We start from the raw sequence: 20471 nt of genomic DNA, 5'->3' as shown, positions 1-20471 counted from the left end.
GAGGTTTCTTTCGTTAAAAGTAAATGAAAACCGATAACCACTGCCCATCTGTGCTTAGTTTCATTTCTGCACCAAGAAGATGGCATAATTCCTCAGTGATATAAAGACCTAAACCAGAGGATTCTTCCGTATCAGATAGATTTTCAGAATAAAAACGGTTGCTGAGATTTTCTATTCTTTTGATAGGCTGTTTGACAAGGTTTGCAATCTCTAAGACAAACTGTTCCTTTTCCTTTCGCAAAGATAGCCGCGCTTCTTCCTTGCCATGTTTGAGGACATTTCCAAGCAGATTTTGTAAAATTCGATCCAGCAAGTCTTCATCGGTTCTCATTTTCAAACCAGCTTCAACCTTAAAATCAAGCGTGATATTTGCCGCCTGAAAAACATCATAATAAGCCAAAGTCTTTTTGGTGATAAAAGCTGAAAAATCCACTTCTTCCAGTTTCGGTTTGACAGCTCCTTCCATCAAACGACGATATTCTAGGAGAGCCTCCAAACGTTTGGAAACTAAATCAAGATGCTGGGCGATTTTTTGTAAGGTTTCTGCTTTATCTTCAGGAGATTTTATCAATTGTTGGGTGTAGCCTGAAGCGATAGTCAAAGGCGTCCGAATATCATGGGCGATATTGCTGATGGCCATATCCAGAGTCTCCTTTTCCCTTTTCATCACCAACCGAGATTGCTCTACTTCCAGAAATAGATTTTCAATTTGCTGGTAGAGTTGTAAAAAATGTTTGGAAAAAATGCTGACCCCTACTCTTTTCATACTACCCGTGAGAATCTTGTCTTCAATCTGTTGACTCAAGTTTTTAAGTGCTAGATGGTAGCGAATTAATACAATCGATAAAATAATTAGGAGTATCAGTAGGACAACGATTAAGATGTAGGTCATTGCTTGTCTCCTTTTAATCTTACCCCAACTCCCCAGATGGTTTCAATATATTCTTGATGTGGGTCAAGCTGGTTTAATTTTTTACGAAGATTACTCAAATGCGTATTGAGAGTATTATCTCCAGGTAGGTAGCTATCCTCCCAGACCAACTCATAAAGTTCTTCCTTGGTAAAAATTTTCTTAGGGTGTTTAAGGAGAGTTTGGAGAATCAAGCATTCTTTCTTGGCAAGGCGAATGGTTTCCTGACTATTTTTGATTTCAAAACTTTCTGCATTAAACTGGATATTTTTTAAGTTTTGTGGCAGATTTTCAGTTTTTTCTATTTCCGTAGGCTGTTTTTCTGCACTTTGGCGTAATTGAACAGTAACTCTAGCAAAGACTTCGTCCAAATCAAAAGGTTTCACTATGTAATCATTGGCACCATCTAAGAGATATTGACTGATTAACTTTTTATCGCTCAAAGCTGTTAGCATAATGACTGGAGTTTGGCTTTGTTCCCTGATGGCTTTTAAAACCTGATCCCCATTTTTTCCAGGAAGCATGATATCTAGCAAAACGAGGTCAATCCCACCTTGGTCAAAACGCATGATTCCTTCTGTACCAGAAAAGGCTTGAATCACCTCATGCTCCTCAGTGAGAAGTGTTCGCAAAATTTCTTGAATGTCACTATTGTCTTCAATAACCAATATCCTAGCCATAAACACCAACCTTTCTGCAACTATTATAGCATGTTTTATTGATAAAGCTTAAACAGAAAAGCTCCTCGCATAAAATCGCGAGAAAGCCTTAGAGGGTTAAAATATAAAATCCACTTGCTAAACAACATAGTATCCTTATAGTTGCTAATAAGAAGTTAGTCTAGCAGAATGAATCTCTCATTTCTCTCCTACTAGTCCGTAATTCGTTGATACATTTCGGGTCTTCTATCTCGAAACAAGCCCCAGTTTAGGCGTTCACTTGCTCCCTTGTCAAGGTCATAAGTTGCTAACAGAACAGCTTCACCTTGTCTTTCAGCTCGCTCTAGAATAGCTCCTGTTTCATCCGTCATAAAGGAGGAACCGTAGAAGTCAAGACTGGAACTCTGTCCACCATTTTCCTCACTTGGAGTGACTTCCTCTAATCCATAACGATTGGCTGCAATAACTGGGACAATATTTGCTGCTGCGTGTCCTTGCATGGTACGTTGCCAGTGACCACAACTATCTGTATCCAAAATCGGCTCTGAACCGATGGCTGTTGGATAAAAGAGCAATTCAGCCCCATTTAACGCAAGACAGCGGGCTGTTTCAGGGAACCATTGATCCCAACAGATACCGATCCCAATCTTAGCGTAGCACGTATCCCAGACCTTGAAACCTGTGTTACCGGGTGTGAAATAAAACTTTTCTTGATAATAATGATCATCTGGTATATGGGTCTTCCGATAAACGCCTAGCACTTCCCCATCTGCATCAATGACAGCAATAGAGTTATACAAGACATTGCCATCTTTTTCATAGAAACTGATTGGTAAAACGACCTTTAGCTCCTTGGCAATGGTTTTAAAATGCTGAATAGCTGTATTGTCTGTCACCGACTGGGCATGCTGGTAGTAGTCATACTGACGTTCCTGACAAAAGTATGGACGTTCAAACAACTCGGGCAAGAGAATAATTTGGGCACCGTGTTCTGCAGCCTGACGTACTAAACGCTCTGCGGTTTGGATATTTGTTGCCACATCCTTGGCGCATTGCATTTGAATGGCTGCAACTCTTACATTTCTCATCTTTTTCTCCTATTCTGGGATTTGTTGGGTGATACAGTGGATATTGCCACCACCTAATAGAATATCTCTGGCTGGAATTCCGACAACTTTACGGTCTGGAAAACACTTGCTGAGGATATCTAAGGCCACTTGGTCGTTTTTATCTTGAAACTGGGGAACCAAGACTGCCTTATTGGCGATATAAAAGTTTACGTAGGAAGCTGCTAGTCGTTCACCTGCGTATCGCTCTTCTTCTCCTTCTTCATAGATGTAGCCTGGCAAATCTTCTTCTGTAACAACTTGTCGAACTGCAGGGATAGGAAGCTTATGAATAGTGAAAGGGCGACCTTTTGCATCTGTCTCTTGCTCTAAGAGTTCGAGATCTGATTTTGACATGTCATATTGAGGATCGCTTTTGTCGTCTGTCCAAGCCAAAACAACCTCAGCAGGACCAACAAAGGCTGCAACATTGTCAACGTGTTCATTGGTTTCATCCTGATAAATACCATAAGGAAGCCAGATAACTTTTTCAGCACCTAGATAGTCCAATAAACTTCTCTCAATTTTTTCCTTACTTAGGTGAGGATTACGCCCAGGACTAAGCAAGCAACTTTCAGTTACGAGAATGGTTCCTTGTCCATCACTATGGATTGCGCCTCCTTCCAGTACAAAAGGTTTGGCATCGTAAACGGGCATTTCCAAGACCTCAGCAAAATGACTGGCTACTTGATCATCATCTTCATAGTCTTGGTAGAGACCATCTACAGCTCCACCCCAAGCATTGAAAGACCAATCCACGGCTAATTTCTGGCCTTCATCATTGACAAGAATGGTCGGACCTGTATCACGCGCCCAGGCATCATTGGTGGGGATGTCTAAATAAACAACCTTGTCTCCAAGATAAGATTGGGCTTCTGATAGATAGTCCCGCTCCACCAAGAGATAAACGTTTTCCCCTTCTGCTATGGTCTTAATAATCTGGCTGAAAGCTCTTTTAGCAGCCTTTCCTTGAAAGGGCCATGAACCTGGTCGAGTCGGCCATATCATGAGGGTACCATGATGTGCTTCGTACTCTGCTGGCATGCGATAGCCTAATTTTTTGGGACTGTCCATCATGATAATCTCCCTTTAAAATCTTGATAGCCAAAGGCTTTGACTAAGCTGCAGTCTCCCTGTTCGTCCATGAGATAGAGACTTGGCAATCCAATACCGTTGAAGGTATTGTTTTTGACAAAGGAATAAATGGCCATATCTTCAAAATAAAGTCTGTCTCCGATTTGAACTGGATTTTCAAAGCTATAATCACCGATCACATCTCCTGTCAGACAAGTATTGGAAGAAAGTCTATAGGTATGGGCTTTTTCCTGTGCCTCAAAGCCATTTCTCAAAGGTGGACGATAGGGCATCTCGAGTACGTCAGGCATATGGCAGGTCGCAGAGGCATCTAAAACCAAGATTTCCATACCGTTTTCTACAATATCCAATACTTCAGTTGCTAAATAACCTGCATTGAGCGCAATAGCTTCCCCGGGCTCGATATAGACTTCAAGATTGTAAGTTTCTCGGATACGCTTGATCTCAGAAATCAGCAAATCTACATCATAGTCCTCTCTTGTGATGTGATGACCACCACCCATATTGAGCCATTTAACTTGATGTAAGTAGGGACCAAACTGCTCTTCTACTGCTTTCAAAGTTGTCTCTAAATCATCTGAGCCTTGCTCGCAAAGAGTATGAAAATGTAGTCCGTCAACCAAATCCAACAAATCGCTAGGAATTTTATCTAGTGTCACGCCAAAACGAGAACCTGGTGCACAGGGGTCATAGAGCGCGTGATCTTCTTGAGTTGAACATTGAGGATTGAGACGTAAACCTACACTGACACCAGCCTCCCGACAACGAGCCCTATGCTTGCGCAACTGTCTCTCAGAGTTAAAGACAATATGATCCGTTATCTCCAGCAATTCCTCCAAGTCTGCATCCTTGAAAGCAGGCGCAAAGACATGGACTTCACCAGGGAACTCTTCTCTAGCTAGCTTTGCTTCATAGAGACCACTTGCAGTTGTACCTGATAGATACTGGCTGATCAAGGGATAGGTTTTGTAGAGGGAATATGCCTTCTGGGCAAGCAAAACCTTGCAACCAGCTTCTTCTTGAACATATTTTAGAATACGACAATTGGCTTCTAACTTGGCCAAATCAATGACATAAGCTGGTGTTGGTACTTGTTCTAGCTTCATTAGTCCACCGTTTGTGGATTTTCAACCACAACCCAAGGCAAACCATACTCATTCAAAGCTTCCATGAATGGATCTGGATCCAACTCTTCAAGGTTGTAAACTCCAGCTTGTTTCCAAGTACCGTTCATAACCAACTTAGTCCCAATCATGGCTGGAACTCCTGTCGTGTAAGAAATCGCTTGCGAACCAACCTCTGCGTAACATTCCTGATGGTCGCAAACATTGTAGATGTAGATGGTCTTTTCAACGCCATCTTTTACACCTGTAAAGATACATCCAATATTGGTTTTACCTACAGTGCGTGGCCCAAGGCTGGCTGGATCTGGAAGCAAGGCTTTCAAAAATTGGATTGGAACAATTTCTTGACCGTTAAAGTTAATGGTATCCGTACGAAGGAGACCGACATTTTCCAAACATTTCATGTGCGTCAAGTATGATTGACCAAAAGTCATAAAGAAACGAATGCGTTTGACACCCGGAATGTTTTTCGCTAATGATTCGATTTCTTCGTGATGAAGAAGATACATGTCTTTTTGTCCGACCTGAGGGAAATCGTACTCGCGCTTGATAGACATAGCTTCGACTTCGACCCATTTTCCATCTTCCCAATAAGAACCTGGTGCTGAAACCTCGCGTAGATTGATTTCTGGGTTAAAGTTTGTCGCAAACGGATAACCGTGGTCACCACCATTACAGTCTAAAATGTCGATATAATGGATTTCATCAAAATAGTGTTTGAGGGCATAAGCTGAAAAGACACTGGTCACACCTGGGTCAAAACCAGAACCAAGAAGAGCAGTCAAGCCTGCTTCTTTGAATTTCTCCTGATAAGCCCACTGCCATGAGTAGTCAAAGTAGGCTGTAAAACCAAGTTCCTTGCAGCGTTTTTCGTAGATAGCACGCCACTCAGGCTCTTCCGTGTCTTCTGCTTCGTAGTTGGCTGTATCGATATAGTGAACACCTGTTGCCAAACAAGCGTCCATAATGGTTAAATCTTGATATGGTAGTGCTACGTTCAAAACGGCTTCTGGCTTATAGCTTTCAATCAGGGCAATCACTTCTTCTACCTTGTCAGCATCAAGAGCAGCTGTCTCAATCTTTGTACTTGTTTTGCCTTCCAGTTTAGCCTTCAAGTCATCACATTTTGACTTGGTACGACTGGCAATCATAATCTCTGTAAAGGTTTCGCTATCTTGACAAATCTTTGAAATAGCAACTTGGGCAACTCCCCCACATCCAATAACTAGTAAACGACTCATTTTTTTCCTTCCTCTTCTTCTAAAATGTCCTCAACATACTTGGGCAACATAAAGGCCCCCACGTGTAAGTTTGCAGTGTAGTATTCTGTGAAAAGCTGGCGTTTTTTCCAGCCTTCTTTATCAAAATCTTTGACAGGGTGGTATTTTTTCGATGCAAATCCAAACAACCAATAGCCAGCTGGGCTAGTTGGGATATGGGCCTGATAGACCCGACTGATTGGAAAGGCTTGATTAACCTTACGGTGCATGCTTCGGCAAGCCGACTCATCCTCGTCAAAGAAGGGACTCCCATGCTGGTAAATCATGATACCGTCTTCTTTCAAGGCTCTGTAACTGTTGCCGTAAAATTCCTTGGTAAAGAGCCCTTCCGTATGACCAAATGGATCTGTCGCATCGTTGATGATAATATCGTAATCATCTTCGCAGTTTCGCAAAAAGCGTAGCCCATTTTGATAGTAAATGGTAACACGAGGGTCATCAAGTCCCGCAGCAAAGTCTGGAAAATACTCACGACAGACCTCAACCAACATCTCATCTGGTTCCACAATATCGATTTGCTCCAGTTCAGGATAGAGGGTTAATACTTGAGCAACACCACCGTCACCACCCCCAATAACCAAGACTTTCTTGGGATTGGGATGCACAGCCATTGGAACGTGAACAGTCATTTCGTTGTAGACAAAATCATCCGCATCTGAAAACAAGACATGCCCGTTTAAAATCAAAATCTTTCCAAAAGCTGGCGTATCCAAGACTTCGATATCCTGCCATTCACTTTTACCAGCGTAGAGTTGCTTGGCTGTTCTCAAGGATAATTTGACATCTGGAGTATGAACTTCAGAAAACCATAAATCCATCTAGTTCTCCTTTCTCTTAATGACGTTGATGTGATTGACCTCAGGATCTTCCGTCCCTTGGAGGGAGCAACCACGTTCCTTGGCAAATTGGATATAGTCTACAATTTCACGTGTAATGCGTTCACCAGGAGCCAAGATAGGGATTCCTGGAGGATAGCACATGACAAATTCCCCACAGACTTGTCCAACAGACTCATCCAAGGTCAAGCTTTTTCTCTCGGAATAGAAGGCTTCTTGTGGAGACAGCACCAACTCAGGCTGAATATATTCTCCAGCTATTAAGTCTTTTCCATCTCTCGAGTAAAGTCTCTTGATATCAGCCAAAGCACCAACCAAGCGCTCGATGTCTTGGATACGGTCACCAATCGAAATGTAGGCCAGGATATTGCCAATATCACCAAACTCAATCTGAATGTCGTATTCGTCTCGTAGGAGGTCATAAACCTCGATACCTGTTAAGCCAATACCCTGAGTGTAAACTGACAACTTGGTTACATCAAAATCACAGACCGACACACCATCAATTAACTCTTTTGAGTAGGCATAGTAACCACCAATAGCATTGATTTCACGACGAGCGTACTCGGATAGCTCAATGACCTTCTCAAACGACTCTTTACCACGAAGGGCCAAGTTGCGACGTGAAATATCCAAACTAGCCATCAGCAAATAAGAGGCGGATGTTGACTGGGTCAGGTTGATTATCTGACGAACGTATTCAGGATTCATCTGCTCCCCGATTAAAAGAAGCGAACTTTGGGTCAAACTCCCACCAGACTTATGCATAGAAACTGCTGCCATATCAGCACCTGCATCCATAGCAGAAATTGGAAGTTTATTAGTGAAATGCAAATGCGCTCCGTGGGCCTCATCTACCAAAACCATCATGCCAGCTTCATGAGCCATTTTTGTCAATCTCTTTAGGTCTGAACAGATGCCGTAGTAAGTAGGATTGTTAATCAAAATGGCCTTGGCATCTGGATGGTCCTTTATGGCCTGGGCTACTCGATCATTTTCAAGACCTAAAGCGATACCAATTTTAGGATCTACACTCATCTCTATATAGATGGGAATGGCACCACATAGAACCAGCGCATTGATAGCAGATTTGTGGACATTACGTGGCAGAATAATCTTATCTCCAGCCTTGCAGGTTGACAGAATCATAGTCTGCACCGATGAAGTTGTTCCACCAATCATGAGAAAGGCATGGCTAGCTCCAAAAGCATCCGCCGCTAGCTCCTCTGCATCCCGAATAATCGAAATAGGGTGACCAAGATTATCCAAGGGTTTCATCGAATTGACATCAATGCCAACACATTTTTCACCTAACAGTTCGACAAGTTCTGGATTTCCTCGTCCGCGTTTGTGACCTGGTACATCAAAGGGAACAATCCTTTTCTTGCGTAACTTCACCAAGGCCTCATAAATTGGGGCTTGGTTTTGATCTAACTCTTTCAAGACATACTCCTTTCAATATTTTTAGGACCTTATGAAAACTAAGGAACTAAAGGTTGACTCATGAAAAAAGAGCAGGATTTCACCTGCTCTGCAATCTTCTGACGTTTTTATGTTTGTTTCTGTTGAGTATGTCTGTTCCCGATGTTTCCTAACTCTCTAGTAGCAAATATTACGTACTTTATTGATCGTTTCACAAGATGACGTGTGCTTTCACCACACTAAAAATTTATGAATTAGGACACGTGTCCTAACATCAACTTATAAAAGTAGGCTTTTAACCCTATCAATAATGTGGTTTTTCAACCACGCTTCGGCATTCAACCCTGCCTGTCCGTAGGCATTTTTTACTCGGGTTTATATTTGCTAGAAAACATCATCTCATTTTCTAAGCTTTATTACTATATCATGTTTCCAAGAACTTGTAAAGCCTTTTACGAAAAAAATATAAAAAAGTTCGTAAAATATTTGGATTTTATTTGATTTAATACTAATTATTCTCTTGCAAACGATTATAAAGTGAACAAAATGTTTATCGTATTTAATTTAAAATTTTTTATGCTATTCTATACTCTTTACCTTCGGTGTTTGATCTATCAGAGAAGATGTCGACATTTTTATATCATTAAAATCGTGCAACTTTTTTCAGATACTTTTAAAAGATTGATTTCCCTATATTTTTCCTTTATACTGGATAAAAAGGAGATTAGTATGTCAGAAACAAATCACGAAATTGATTCAAACTTTGCAGGGCGTTTAAATATCCTGCGTGCAGGTGTTCTTGGTGCCAACGATGGAATTATTTCCATTGCTGGTGTGGTTATTGGGGTTGCTAGTGCTACGAGCAATATCTGGATTATCTTTTTATCAGGTTTTGCGGCTATCTTAGCTGGTGCCTTTTCAATGGCTGGTGGAGAATATGTGTCCGTTTCAACTCAAAAAGATACTGAGGAAGCGGCCGTTGCGCGTGAGCAACTCTTGCTAGACCAAGATATAGAGTTAGCCAAAAAGTCCCTCTATGCTGCTTATATCCAAAATGATGAGTGTGAAACATCAGCCCAACTTCTCACCAACAAAGCCTTTTTAAATAATCCGCTCAAGGCTTTGGTAGAGGAAAAATATGGGATTGAGTATGAAGAATTTACCAATCCTTGGCATGCTGCTATCTCTAGCTTTATTTCTTTTTTCCTTGGTAGCTTACCACCAATGCTTTCAATTACCATTTTCCCAAGTGAATACCGCATCCCTGCTACTGTCCTTATCGTCGGTGTGGCCCTTCTTCTCACTGGTTACACTAGTGCCAAACTTGGAAAAGCCCCAACCAAAACAGCTATGATTCGAAACCTCACTATTGGTCTCTTGACTATGGGAGTTACCTTCTTGCTCGGACAACTTTTCAGCATTTAATACTTTTCGAAAATCTCTTCAAACCACGTCAGCTTCGCCTTGCCGTAGATATGTTACTGACTTCGTCAGTTCTATCTGCAACCTCAAAACAGTGTTTTGAGCAACCTGCGGCTAGCTTCCTAGTTTGCTTTTTGATTTTCATTGAGTATAAAATACAAGAAATACCTCGATTTTGAAGTCGAGGTATCTTTTTTACATTTGCACAATCTTGCGATAGCTTCTTGAAGTAATCATGAAAATCAAGACATAGGCGATGAGGAAGATAGCGCAGATAGACAAGGTCACAATCAACATCATAGTCGTATCTATTACACCAATCACTTTTAAAATCAGACTAAGCATATGGTAGGCAAAGGCTAGATGTATGAAGGCAAAGAGCAAAGGAAGGAAGAAAACAGTTAAAACCTGTTTGTTGATGGTTTGCTTGATTTGCTTTTGATCTAAACCAACTTTCTGCAAGATAATAAAGCGTTCACGGTCTTCGTAGCCTTCAGAAATTTGTTTGTAGTAGATGACCAGAACAGTTCCGACCATAAAGATAATGGATAGGAAAATACCGATAAAGAAGACACCACCAAAGAGGGCACTCATCTGAGTACTAGCATCTGATAAATTACTACCATAAACATAGCTACCTTCCGTGTTTAATTGAGCATTAAATTGATCGAGGTATTTATCATACTCGTCAGCGACCTTGAGTTGTTCTTCTTCACTGGCATTTACATTCATACCACCGTAAAACTGATTATAGATAGCCGAATCTGGGAATTGATCCAAAAAGGCTTGTAAATCAGGTACAACAAGATAATTGTAATCAGCAGTCAAAATATTAAACTGATTTGGAACGTGGTTCACAATGAAATCTTTATTAAATTCTTCTTTGACAGAAAATTGATGATCATTCAGAATTAGAGTTTTCTGTTCTTTAACTCCCTCATTCTTGGCAAAGAGTCCGACCTCATTTCCTGATAGAGACAGTTTTTGACCAGTCATATTTTCATAATCTTTTTGGTCAAATACCATGAAAACTGTTGTGGGTTGGACACGATTTTGTCCTTTTTCAAAAAGGGTTAACTTATTTCCTTCTTGGTTCGCAACACCGAAGTAAGTGTAACGAAACACTTCTTTTTCTTTAATCTTATAACCTTTGTCACTTGCAAACTGGCTCAAGAGTTTGTTCAAGTCTTCTTTTTCAACATTTTGCCCTGAAACTCCAAAATCATGAGGATTTAGAACTTTTTTAAAGCTTTCTGCGGAATTGAAAATGCTTGTCGCTGCTGACATGGTTACCAAAACCATTGTTGATAAAATAGCGATAGTTGCTAGTCCAACCGCATTTTTCTTCATACGGAAAATCAAGTTGGAAACAGAGATAAGATTATTTGGTTGGTAATAGTATTTCTTGTTTTTCTTTAAGATTTGAAGGAAAACGGTAATTCCTGCATTAAACAAGAGATAGGTACCAAAGATAACCAGCAAAACAGCTAAGAAGAAGGTGGTTAAGGCTGTAAGGGGATCTTTTACTGTAAGGGCAAGATAATAGCCAATCCCTAAACTAATCGAACCAAGAATAGTTTGGAGAGGAAGGAAACGACCTTTTTTCTCTCCACTTGCTTTCTCACGAGAGAGCTGGAGGGCATTCATACGGGCGATTCGAAGGGCATTCAGGAACATGAGGCCTAGGAAAATCAATCCAAAGACAACAAGTACTGCAATGACAACATTCATTTGGAAGGTAGCGACCAGCTCAACCTTCAATTTCATCAGTTTGAGCAGGAAAGCGAAAATTAACTTGTCAAACAAGGCTCCAATACCGATACCCGCTCCAACAGTTAGAATCCCAAATAGCACTAACTCCTTAAAGGTCATACTGATAAGATGACGCTTCTCCAAGCCCAACATGCCATAAATTCCCAGTTCCTTGGAACGGTTCTTCATGACAAAACTATTGGCATAGAGGACGATAATGGCTGACGCAAGGGTGACGACAAACATACCAAATCCAAGTGTAGCCTGAATGGTTGTTCCTCCACGGATTTCAGCAATCTTGGGATTGAAAGTTAGAGAGTAAAAGAGATAGGTGACAGTGACTGCCAAGAGAACAGCCAGCGCAAAAGGATAATAGAGTTTGCGGTTTTTAATCAAGTTCGATACCGCTAACTTATTGGTTAATCGAAACATACTAATTCACCTCGCTTGCCATGACAGTCAAGGTATCAGAGATTTCTTGGAACATCTGACGTTCTGTCTTCTCTCCACGGTAGATTTGGTTGTAAAGAATGCCGTCTTTGATAAAGAGTACACGTTTAGCTCTGCTAGCTGCTGCTGTGGAGTGGGTTACCATGAGAATAGTTTGGCCGCGCTCATTGATTTCATCAAAAACATCAAGTAAGGCTGCAGATGACTTGGAATCAAGGGCTCCTGTTGGCTCGTCCGCAAGGAGAATTTCAGGTTCAGTGATGATGGCGCGTGCTACTGCTACACGCTGTTTTTGCCCACCTGAAATCTCGTAAGGGTACTTCTCTTGCAATTGGTTGATACCTAGATTCTCAGCTGTCACCACCAATTTCTTCATCATCTCCGTAATGGGTCTTCTTGACAAGACAAGGGGAAGCAAGATATTATCTTTTACAGAGAGAGTATCTAACAAATTAAAGTCTTGGAAGACAAATCCCAGCTTTTCACGACGGAAGCTAGAAGCCTGTGAATTTTTAATGGTTGCGGTGTCTGTTCCATTCAGGTAAACTTGTCCACGACTTGGTTTATCCAGCATAGCTAGGATATTGAGAAGAGTGGATTTACCAGAACCGGACTCACCCATGATGGCAACGTAGTCACCCTTTTCGACGGTAAAGTGAATATCCTTGAGGGCCTCTACTTGGTTGCCCTGAAAACGAGTTTTGTAAATTTTTTGAACGTGTTTTACATCTAAAAGTGTCATGAGAATCTCCTTTCTTAATATCCCATCAAATGAAATGTCGCTTGCATCATAGCGCATCCTAGCTGAACGCGCTCGATATCTTTGTGGCTTGGTTTTCTTGTTTTCTTATGTAAGATTTGTTTCATGATGTTACTCCTTTGTTCTTTATGAGTATAGTTTACATCAAAAAAAGACCGCTTGCCATAACATAACCTTACAAAAGAGACTTTAATCTTACATTTTTGTAAGATTGGGGGAAATGTAGGCAAAATTACTTAGAAAATGATTTGATTTCCTATTTTTAAAATTGTAAAATATAAGTGTGAAAAGGCTTACTTTGGAAAGGAGGAAGCGGGAACTAACATTTGAGTAAGCTTACCTAGATAACATACCATTAAATTTAACACTTGCAAGTTGTTCAACCTATAAGGAAAGAAGGGGCGCTTTAATGAAACATAAAGAACATATACTCATCGGACTTCTCTATCTCCTCTCTCTCCTCTCTCCATTCATCGGTCAGTTCTTAGTTGAAAAAACATACTTTATCGGTACAGAATTTACAGCTACTGCTTATGCTATTTGCTGGCTATCAGTTGTTATCAGCATCCACCATTTTTCAAAAAATGTATTGTCTCAGCAACAAAAATAGATTAGAAACATGAGTTCAAAAACATGCTTTTAGTTTGTAGATGAAGCTGGCGAAATATTATTAAAAGTAAAAAAGCTTTAAATCAAGCAGTTTAGACTATTGATTTAAAGCTTTTTGCTTATTCCAAATCTTCTGTAAAACCTCACCAAAACCATCCATCATTTTCTTCAATGGCTTGAGCTTCTTTGCGTTTGCGTGGGCCTGTTCCATACATTTCTGCTTCAATTTCTTCCTTAGTAGGCATGACAGAAGCTAGGATGATATAGATAATCACGCCAAGTCCAAAGTTTGCAACTGTAAAAATGGCAAACAGAAAACGTACAAGGGTTACATCAAAGTTCCACTTGTCTGACAGACCTGCCAAAACTCCTGAAATCATGCGATTTCGTCTCATTTTATAAAATTTACTGTTCATGATTTTCCTCTTTCTGCTAGGTTAGACATAGTATATCATGGGTAGGCTCGGCTTTCATCAGTCCTCAGGCTGATTTATTAGTAGCAATTTACCTCGACAAAGTCCACAGCGATAGCGTTTGGTATCAATCTTTCGCTTGCGCTGATAACTTTGCTGGCAGGATTGACAACGATAGAGCTTAATTGGTTTGGAGTTGCTATTTGGCAAGGTTGGTACAAAGCGTAATCCATCCACTGCTTTCAACAGTTCCTTAAAATCCCGATTCTTGTGTTGATAGCCCTTCCCTTGAAAATAGAGGTGATAATGACAGAGTTCATGTCGGACAATTTTCCTAAAAACGTCTAAACCCAGTTCCTGATAAACCTTGGGATTAAAATCCAAATGCCCATCTTTTGGGAAAAATCGCCCACCTGTCGAACGTAGACGAGAATTCCACTGAGCTTGATGGATAAAAGGTCTGCCGAAGTCTTCTAGTGAAACCTGCTTGACGTAATCAGTCAGTTTCATTTGGAGCTAGAAGCGACAGATTGACTTTTTCACGTTCAGTATCGATTTTCTTAACCCAAACCGTTACCAAATCACCAACGGATACCACTTGGCTAGGGTGTTTTATAAACTTGCGACTCATGTGGGAAATATGGATCAAACCGTCCTCATGAATCCCAATGTCAACAAAGGCACCAAAGTCAACTACATTACGCACCACTCCTTCTAGCTTCTGACCAACCACTAAGTCTTTGATATCTAGGACATCTTGGCGGAGAACTGGAGCATCAAAGGAATCACGGAAATCTCGACCTGGTTTGAGAAGGTCAGCAATGATATCTTTAAGGGTTTCTGGACCAAGGTCTAGCTCTTGCGCCATTTCCTTGACTGAAAGCGACTTGAGTTTACTTTGGGCTTCTTCATTCAGGTCCGTGATATCCAATCGTTTGAAGAGCTCCTTAACAGCAGCGTAATTTTCTGGGTGTACTCCTGTATTATCAAGGATATTGCTACTTTCTGGTATTCGAAGGAAACCAGCTGCCTGTTCAAAAGCCTTGGCCCCCAGACGAGGGACTTTCTTGATTTGGGCGCGCGAAGTAATTTTTCCTTCTTCCTCACGGTATTTGACGATATTTTCAGAAATGGTTTTATTGAGTCCAGCTACGTGTGAAAGAAGAGCAGGACTGGCTGTATTGATGTTGACACCGACTTGGTTAACAACCGTATCCACGACAAAATCCAGACTTTCAGACAACTTCTTCTGGCTGACATCGTGCTGGTACTGACCGACACCGATTGACTTGGGATCAATTTTGACCAATTCAGCAAGGGGATCTTGCAAACGACGGGCGATAGAAATAGCAGAGCGTTTTTCAACAGTCAAGTCTGGAAATTCCTGACGAGCAAGTTCGCTGGCAGAATAGACAGAAGCACCACTTTCGTTAACAATGACATAGCTGACTTCAGAAAAATCTTTAAGAACTTCCGCCACAAAGGCTTCACTTTCACGACTAGCAGTACCATTTCCGATAGCAATAATTTCTACGCCGTATTGACCAATCAAATCTGCCAAATCTTTCTTGGCTTCTTCGATTTGATGAGTTGATGCTGGTTTGACAGGATAAATGACCTGAGTTGTCAGCATTTTTCCTGTTGCATCCACGACAGCTAGCTTGGCACCTGTACGAAAGGCAGGGTCAAATCCTAGAACCACGCGCCCTTTCAACGGAGCAACCAAGAGGAGATTGCGCAGATTGTCAGAAAAGAGTTGGATAGCTCCTTCTTCTGCCTTTTCAGTTAGTTCTGTCCGAATACGGCGCTCGATAGCAGGCAAGACTTTTTTCTTAACTGACTGATGAACAACTTCATCAATATAGGTATTCTTCACCTTGAAACGAGCAGCAAAGAAGGCAAGGATACGGTCCGTCGCATGTTCAAAACCGACCTTCAAGATACCTAGCTTTTCCCCACGATTGAGGGCTAAGGTACGATAACCTTGCATATTTCCAACCGTCTCTGAAAAATCATAATAAATCTGAAAAACCTGCTTTTCATCAAGACTTTCATCCTTGACTTGGGAAGTGAGTTTAGAGTGTCTCAACACCTCCTGATAAGTCATGGAGCGCAAAGTCACATCTTCCGATAAGGCTTCGACCAAGATATCAACTGCACCAGCCAAGGCTTCCTTACCAGTCGCAAATCCTTCACAGACAAACTTTTCAGCCTCTTTTTCTAAATCAGCTACATTCTGCAAAATAAAGCGAGCAAGAGGGAAGAGTCCGGCTTCACGGGCAATGGTTGCCTTGGTTCGACGTTTTTCCTTGTATGGAAGATAGAGTTCTTCTACATCAGCTAGTTTTTCGGCAGCTAAGATAGCTTCTTCCAACTCCTTGGTCAGCTTGCCTTGCTCTTGAATCTTAGCCAAGACAGCTTCCTTACGGTCGTTGAGATTTGTCAGACTTTTATCCAAGTCGATAATGGCCTTAATTGCCACCTCATCCAGACTACCAGTCATGTCCTTGCGATAACGTGCGATAAAGGGAATAGTCGCCCCTTCAGCTATCAAACTTAGAACAGTATCAATTTGCTTTAACGTCACTCCCAAATCTTGGGAAATTTTTTCATATTTTTTATCCATGAATCTATTATACCACAAGCTGGAAGGCTTGCTCCAATCCTTTTCATACTCAATGAAAATCAAAAAGCAAACTAGGAAGCTAGCCGCAGGCTGCTCAAAATACTGTTTTGAGGTTGTAGATAAGACTGACGAAGCCAGTCACATATATACGGCAAGGCGAAGCTGACGTGGTTTGAAAAGATTTTCGAAGAGTATCAACTATCGAAAACAAATTAAAAAACTCCCTTTTCCTCAAAATAATAGTATAATAGAGGTAGAATTTAGAATCGAGGTACACCTATGGCTGTAAAATTTACAAAACGAGACGACTTGGACAAGATGTTTGAAGAGTTTGCTAAACTCCCAGATTTGAAGCAAGTTACTTTCCCTGATGACAAAGAGAAAAAAGCCAAAACAGAAAAGAAAAACTAGATGACTACTTTCCAACAACTCCCATCTAGTGTACTTCAAACTGGAGCTATTTTTCTCTCTATAATTATTGAAGCACTCCCTTTCGTTCTGATAGGAAGTATTGTCTCTGGGCTGATTGAGGTTTATATCACACCTGACAAGGTTTATCATTTTCTCCCTCGAAATCGTTGGGGGAGAATCTTTTTTGGCACCTTCGTTGGTATACTTTTCCCTTCTTGCGAATGTGGAATCGTCCCCATCATCAATCGTTTTCTGGAAAAGAAGGTTCCTAGTTACACGGCCGTTCCTTTTCTTGTAACAGCACCTGTTATCAATCCCATTGTTCTCTTTGCGACCTATTCTGCCTTTGGCAACTCCTTCCATATCGCCCTGTTACGAGCTCTGGGTTCCATCGTTGTGGCTGTAATACTAGGGATTTTTCTAGGATTTTTCTGGCAAGAACCGATTCAAAAAGAAAATCGTCTGGCTTGTCATGAGCATGATTTTACTCACTTAAGCCCTGCAAAAAAGGTTTTTCAGGTCTTTGTGCAAGCCATTGATGAATTTTTTGATACGGGACGTTATTTGGTATTTGGCTGTCTCTTTGCCTCTGTTATACAGGTCTATGTTCCGACACGGATTCTGACCTCTATCAGTGCGACTCCTCTTTTTGCCATCCTGCTCTTGATGCTTTTGGCCTTTCTTCTTTCGCTCTGTAGTGAGGCGGATGCCTTTATCGGTGCTTCTCTTCTCTCGAGTTTCGGATTGGCACCAGTTATGGCCTTTCTGGTGATTGGCCCAATGCTGGATATCAAAAATATTCTCATGATGAAAAATTACTTGAAAGCACGATTTATCAGTCACTTCATAACGATTGTAACTCTTGTCGTCTTAGTCTATTCTCTCTTGATTGGAGTCATCCTATGATTCGATTTTTAGTTTTAGCTGGCTATTTTGAACTGACTATTTACCTCCATTTGTCGGGCAAATTAAACCAGTACATCAACATGCACTATTCCTATCTGGCCTATATCTCCATGGTACTTTCCTTTATTTTGGCAATTGTTCAACTGTATATCTGGATGAAGCAAGTCAAAACCCACAGTCATCTGAACAGCCGATTGGCCAAGATGACGAGTATTTCTCTTCTGGCTATTCCACTTGTCATCGGCTTAACTTTCCCAACTGTTAGCTTGGATTCTCAGACTGTTTCTGCTAAAGGTTATCATTTCCCCCTATCGGAAGGAACGGATCTGGCCATTCAGACAAGCGAAGGGACAACAAGTCAATATTTGAAACCAGATACCAGTTCTTATTTTTCAAAATCAGCCTATGAAAAGGAAATGCGAACGGCGGCGGATAAATACTTATCCCAAGATAGTATTCAGATCACTAATGAAAACTATATGGAGGTCATGGAGGCTATCTACGACTATCCAGATGAGTTTGAGGGCAAGACAATCCAGTTTACAGGCTTTGTCTACAATGACCCCAGTCATGCCAATAGCCAATTTCTGTTCCGCTTCGGCATTATCCACTGTATCGCGGATTCAGGTGTCTATGGCTTACTGACCAAGGGAAATACCCGTCAATATGAAAATAATACTTGGATAACAGCCAAGGGAAAACTGGTCAATCACTACCATAAAGAACTCAAACAAAACCTTCCAACCTTGGAAATCGAAAGCTTTACCAAAGTCGATAAACCAGAAAATCCCTATGTTTATCGAGCTTTTTAAAAAGCAAACCAAGTTCATAAAAAACTCTAAGCAGGAAGAGCCTGCTAACTCGTGACAGAAAAAGAAGTTTAGCCTATAATGAAGACGAACAATACCAATCCGTGGTGTTTAATAGGGCTTTTCCTAGCCTGTTTAAAAAACTGGATGAACAAGAGTCATGAGAAAACTCGAATATGCTTGGAGCATGAAAACATATTACTAGTAGCCTCTTGTTCTATTGTTCAAATAGTTAACAGGAGGTTTTTATAATGGAAGCTATGATCGAAACGTGTTGTGGTATTGATGTCCATCCAAAATCCATTGTTTGTTGTATTCTAGATGGTTCACTAGATAGCAATAAACCAAAGAAAATTCAGAAGAAATTTGGAACAACTACTGTAGCTCTTCACAATGCTTTAGATTGGATGGTATAGATGCTTAGTTTTAAACAAGCATCTATAATAAAGCTATGGCATATAGTACAGATTTTAAACAAGGAGTATTAGATTACATCAAAGAGGACACAGCCATATCGAGGCGGTCAAAGTTTTTGATGTTGGCGTCAGAACTTTCTTCACGTGGGAAAAGAAAGACGTGAACAAGGACACTTAGAGCGGAAAAAGTGAGTCGTCAAAAAGCGGGAAATCCCTTTAGAGGAGTTGAAAGTCTTTGTAAAGGCTCATCCAGACGCTTTTTAACGGGAAATTGCGGCACATTTTGATTGTGCTGTTCCTTCAGTATGGACAGCTTTAAAGCAATTCATATCACTTTAAAAAAAAAGACAACTAGCTCTAAGGAACAAGATCCAGAGAAAGTCGCTGAGTTTCTTGATATTTTGGATAACCTAAAAGATTTACCAGTCGTATATATTGACGAAACGGGAAACGACCGCTAGCTCTATCGTCCTTATGCACGGGCTCCTAGAAGGGAGAAAGTCTATAACAAGATTAGCGGACGGCGTTTTGAGCTGACTTCAATTGTTGCAGGACAAGTAGACGGAGAGTTTATAGCTCCTATGATTTACAAGGAAAGTATGACGAGGGATTTCTTTGTGGAGTGGTTCAAAACGCAGCTCTTGCCTGCTTTGAAGACACCTCACGTCATTGTCATGGACAATGCTAGTTTTCATCCCAAGCATATCTTGGATGAACTTTACATTAAAGATAAACACTTTTTCTTACCTCTACCAGCTTATTCACCAGATTTGAATCCTATTGAGCAAGCTTGGGCTATCTTGAAAAAGAAAGTGACGGATTTATTAAGGAAAGTCCCAAATATTTTTGAATATTTGAAGTGCTTTTTTAAAACTAAATGACTATAATACGAGGGATTTGATGATTTTTCTTGACGATAGAAGACTCAACGACCATCATTTTAGAGCATATATTTATAGTGGATTGAACATAGAATAGTATACCCATAATTCTAAAACCTGTATAGAAATTAATTTGAATTCACTAATCTTTTTGTTCACATCTTATTTCAATTCACTATATAACTCAATTTCATAATAAAAACACCTCAAAAGTTAGATTTTCTAGCTCTAACTTTTGAGGTGCAGCCCATTTATGTATGATAGTCTTTTGGTTATTATTTCATCTATCTTTGTTAAAAGAAAGAATACTTATTATGAATTTGGGTCATCAAGACTACGGCCATGTAAGCCTTTTTCACGTTGGGCTTGGCGTAGTTTTTCTGGTGTAACATCGTTCCCTTCTTCGTCCACAATTTTGATCCCTTCAATATGGTGACGAACCGTGCGACGATAACCTTCGATGTACTCCTCACGTAGTTTGGCTTGTTCCACTTTTTCTTCTGGGGTCAAGCCTTCTGTTTTTTTCTTTTTGGCAAGCTCGTTGATACGATCAATTTTTTTAGGATCCATGTTTCTCTCCTTTA

At 40.7% G+C, this 20471-nt stretch carries 20 protein-coding genes and 1 pseudogene; 7 read left to right on the top strand and 14 right to left on the bottom strand.

Annotated features, from left to right (window positions below):
- Positions 1 to 13: 13 nt before the first annotated feature.
- From HT689_RS00525 to HT689_RS00490, 8 genes are all read right to left on the bottom strand, one after another.
- Complete coding sequence (locus HT689_RS00525; protein ID WP_173227202.1) at positions 14 to 892, bottom strand: HAMP domain-containing sensor histidine kinase; 879 nt, start codon at positions 890 to 892, stop codon at positions 14 to 16.
- Positions 889 to 1590, bottom strand: a complete 702-nt coding sequence (locus tag HT689_RS00520; protein ID WP_173227200.1) for a response regulator transcription factor — start codon at positions 1588 to 1590, stop codon at positions 889 to 891. The genes HT689_RS00525 and HT689_RS00520 overlap by 4 nt, the downstream gene beginning before the upstream one ends.
- Positions 1591 to 1781: 191 nt before the next feature.
- On the bottom strand, positions 1782 to 2657 hold the full coding sequence (gene aguB, locus HT689_RS00515; RefSeq protein WP_173227198.1) for an N-carbamoylputrescine amidase: 876 nt from the start codon (positions 2655 to 2657) through the stop codon (positions 1782 to 1784).
- 9 nt (positions 2658 to 2666) lie between these two features.
- The gene (gene aguA / locus HT689_RS00510) at positions 2667 to 3752 is read right to left on the bottom strand and encodes an agmatine deiminase (protein WP_173251741.1); all 1086 of its coding nucleotides are present in this window, start codon (positions 3750 to 3752) and stop codon (positions 2667 to 2669) included.
- Positions 3749 to 4876, bottom strand: a complete 1128-nt coding sequence (gene nspC / locus HT689_RS00505) for a carboxynorspermidine decarboxylase (protein ID WP_173251744.1) — start codon at positions 4874 to 4876, stop codon at positions 3749 to 3751. Before nspC ends, aguA begins: the two co-directional genes overlap by 4 nt.
- On the bottom strand, positions 4876 to 6135 hold the full coding sequence (locus HT689_RS00500; protein ID WP_173251746.1) for a saccharopine dehydrogenase family protein: 1260 nt from the start codon (positions 6133 to 6135) through the stop codon (positions 4876 to 4878). Before HT689_RS00500 ends, nspC begins: the two co-directional genes overlap by 1 nt.
- On the bottom strand, positions 6132 to 6992 hold the full coding sequence (gene speE / locus HT689_RS00495; protein WP_000366713.1) for a polyamine aminopropyltransferase: 861 nt from the start codon (positions 6990 to 6992) through the stop codon (positions 6132 to 6134). The genes HT689_RS00500 and speE overlap by 4 nt, the downstream gene beginning before the upstream one ends.
- Entirely contained in the window at positions 6993 to 8453 is a 1461-nt protein-coding gene (locus HT689_RS00490) for an aminotransferase class I/II-fold pyridoxal phosphate-dependent enzyme (RefSeq protein ID WP_173278902.1), read from the bottom strand.
- 708 nt (positions 8454 to 9161) lie between these two features.
- Here HT689_RS00490 and HT689_RS00485 point away from each other — a divergent pair.
- Entirely contained in the window at positions 9162 to 9857 is a 696-nt protein-coding gene (locus HT689_RS00485; protein ID WP_173251751.1) for a VIT family protein, read from the top strand.
- Between the two features lie 192 nt (positions 9858 to 10049).
- Here HT689_RS00485 and HT689_RS00480 read toward each other — a convergent pair whose 3' ends face one another.
- Positions 10050 to 12038: an ABC transporter permease gene (locus HT689_RS00480; RefSeq protein WP_173251668.1), complete on the bottom strand. Its 1989-nt coding sequence runs from the start codon at positions 12036 to 12038 to the stop codon at positions 10050 to 10052.
- A 1-nt stretch (position 12039) separates the two neighbouring features.
- Positions 12040 to 12798 carry an ABC transporter ATP-binding protein gene (locus HT689_RS00475; protein WP_000173358.1) on the bottom strand — a complete coding sequence of 253 codons (759 nt, stop codon included), beginning with the start codon at positions 12796 to 12798 and terminating at the stop codon, positions 12040 to 12042.
- Between the two features lie 427 nt (positions 12799 to 13225).
- On the opposite strand from HT689_RS00475, the gene HT689_RS00470 reads away from it, so the two are divergent.
- Positions 13226 to 13426, top strand: coding sequence for a hypothetical protein (locus HT689_RS00470; protein WP_173227185.1), 201 nt, complete (start codon positions 13226 to 13228; stop codon positions 13424 to 13426).
- A gap of 142 nt (positions 13427 to 13568) precedes the next feature.
- Here the strand turns inward: HT689_RS00470 and HT689_RS00465 are convergent, their stop codons facing one another.
- From HT689_RS00465 to HT689_RS00455, 3 genes are read right to left on the bottom strand one after another with little or no spacing between them, the layout of a single operon-like run.
- Complete coding sequence (locus tag HT689_RS00465) at positions 13569 to 13841, bottom strand: PspC domain-containing protein (protein ID WP_004269704.1); 273 nt, start codon at positions 13839 to 13841, stop codon at positions 13569 to 13571.
- A gap of 57 nt (positions 13842 to 13898) precedes the next feature.
- Positions 13899 to 14348, bottom strand: a complete 450-nt coding sequence (locus HT689_RS00460) for a SprT family protein (RefSeq protein WP_173227183.1) — start codon at positions 14346 to 14348, stop codon at positions 13899 to 13901.
- A complete protein-coding gene (locus HT689_RS00455) occupies positions 14335 to 16464 on the bottom strand; it encodes a Tex family protein (RefSeq protein WP_173227181.1) in 2130 nt (709 codons plus the stop codon). Before HT689_RS00455 ends, HT689_RS00460 begins: the two co-directional genes overlap by 14 nt.
- Positions 16465 to 16743: 279 nt before the next feature.
- Here HT689_RS00455 and HT689_RS09865 point away from each other — a divergent pair, with 279 nt between their 5' ends.
- From HT689_RS09865 to HT689_RS09575, 5 genes and pseudogenes are all read left to right on the top strand, one after another.
- Positions 16744 to 16875: an SPJ_0845 family protein gene (locus tag HT689_RS09865; protein ID WP_049511209.1), complete on the top strand. Its 132-nt coding sequence runs from the start codon at positions 16744 to 16746 to the stop codon at positions 16873 to 16875.
- Positions 16876 to 17781 carry a permease gene (locus HT689_RS00450; protein WP_173227179.1) on the top strand — a complete coding sequence of 302 codons (906 nt, stop codon included), beginning with the start codon at positions 16876 to 16878 and terminating at the stop codon, positions 17779 to 17781.
- Positions 17778 to 18593, top strand: coding sequence for a TIGR03943 family protein (locus tag HT689_RS00445; protein WP_050224185.1), 816 nt, complete (start codon positions 17778 to 17780; stop codon positions 18591 to 18593). Before HT689_RS00450 ends, HT689_RS00445 begins: the two co-directional genes overlap by 4 nt.
- Positions 18594 to 18841: 248 nt before the next feature.
- Positions 18842 to 19006 (top strand): hypothetical protein, encoded by a 165-nt coding sequence (locus tag HT689_RS00440; RefSeq protein WP_173227177.1) that lies wholly within the window; start codon positions 18842 to 18844, stop codon positions 19004 to 19006.
- 35 nt (positions 19007 to 19041) lie between these two features.
- A pseudogene (locus HT689_RS09575) lies at positions 19042 to 19887 on the top strand (IS630 family transposase).
- A gap of 312 nt (positions 19888 to 20199) precedes the next feature.
- Here HT689_RS09575 and HT689_RS00425 read toward each other — a convergent pair.
- Entirely contained in the window at positions 20200 to 20457 is a 258-nt protein-coding gene (locus tag HT689_RS00425) for a DUF896 family protein (protein WP_050261374.1), read from the bottom strand.
- Positions 20458 to 20471: the final 14 nt, after the last annotated feature.

This window comes from Streptococcus sp. 2342, from assembly GCF_013276795.1.
In the GTDB taxonomy this organism is placed as follows: domain Bacteria; phylum Bacillota; class Bacilli; order Lactobacillales; family Streptococcaceae; genus Streptococcus.
This window is presented reverse-complemented; position numbering and strand designations above follow the sequence as displayed.

Bases quoted from the DNA above. Each gene is read 5' to 3' on its own strand.
- HT689_RS00440 (WP_173227177.1), top strand. From the start codon at position 18,842: ATGGAAGCTATGATCGAAACGTGTTGTGGTATTGATGTCCATCCAAAA.
- HT689_RS09865 (WP_049511209.1), top strand. From the start codon at position 16,744: ATGGCTGTAAAATTTACAAAACGAGACGACTTGGACAAGATGTTTGAA.
- aguB (WP_173227198.1), bottom strand. From the start codon at position 2,657: ATGAGAAATGTAAGAGTTGCAGCCATTCAAATGCAATGCGCCAAGGAT.
- HT689_RS00485 (WP_173251751.1), top strand. From the start codon at position 9,162: ATGTCAGAAACAAATCACGAAATTGATTCAAACTTTGCAGGGCGTTTA.
- HT689_RS00480 (WP_173251668.1), bottom strand. From the start codon at position 12,038: ATGTTTCGATTAACCAATAAGTTAGCGGTATCGAACTTGATTAAAAAC.
- HT689_RS00470 (WP_173227185.1), top strand. From the start codon at position 13,226: ATGAAACATAAAGAACATATACTCATCGGACTTCTCTATCTCCTCTCT.
- HT689_RS00455 (WP_173227181.1), bottom strand. From the start codon at position 16,464: ATGGATAAAAAATATGAAAAAATTTCCCAAGATTTGGGAGTGACGTTA.
- HT689_RS00425 (WP_050261374.1), bottom strand. From the start codon at position 20,457: ATGGATCCTAAAAAAATTGATCGTATCAACGAGCTTGCCAAAAAGAAA.
- speE (WP_000366713.1), bottom strand. From the start codon at position 6,992: ATGGATTTATGGTTTTCTGAAGTTCATACTCCAGATGTCAAATTATCC.
- HT689_RS00445 (WP_050224185.1), top strand. From the start codon at position 17,778: ATGATTCGATTTTTAGTTTTAGCTGGCTATTTTGAACTGACTATTTAC.
- HT689_RS00450 (WP_173227179.1), top strand. From the start codon at position 16,876: ATGACTACTTTCCAACAACTCCCATCTAGTGTACTTCAAACTGGAGCT.
- HT689_RS00500 (WP_173251746.1), bottom strand. From the start codon at position 6,135: ATGAGTCGTTTACTAGTTATTGGATGTGGGGGAGTTGCCCAAGTTGCT.
- HT689_RS00520 (WP_173227200.1), bottom strand. From the start codon at position 1,590: ATGGCTAGGATATTGGTTATTGAAGACAATAGTGACATTCAAGAAATT.
- HT689_RS00525 (WP_173227202.1), bottom strand. From the start codon at position 892: ATGACCTACATCTTAATCGTTGTCCTACTGATACTCCTAATTATTTTA.
- HT689_RS00475 (WP_000173358.1), bottom strand. From the start codon at position 12,798: ATGACACTTTTAGATGTAAAACACGTTCAAAAAATTTACAAAACTCGT.
- aguA (WP_173251741.1), bottom strand. From the start codon at position 3,752: ATGATGGACAGTCCCAAAAAATTAGGCTATCGCATGCCAGCAGAGTAC.
- HT689_RS00460 (WP_173227183.1), bottom strand. From the start codon at position 14,348: ATGAAACTGACTGATTACGTCAAGCAGGTTTCACTAGAAGACTTCGGC.
- HT689_RS00465 (WP_004269704.1), bottom strand. From the start codon at position 13,841: ATGAACAGTAAATTTTATAAAATGAGACGAAATCGCATGATTTCAGGA.
- nspC (WP_173251744.1), bottom strand. From the start codon at position 4,876: ATGAAGCTAGAACAAGTACCAACACCAGCTTATGTCATTGATTTGGCC.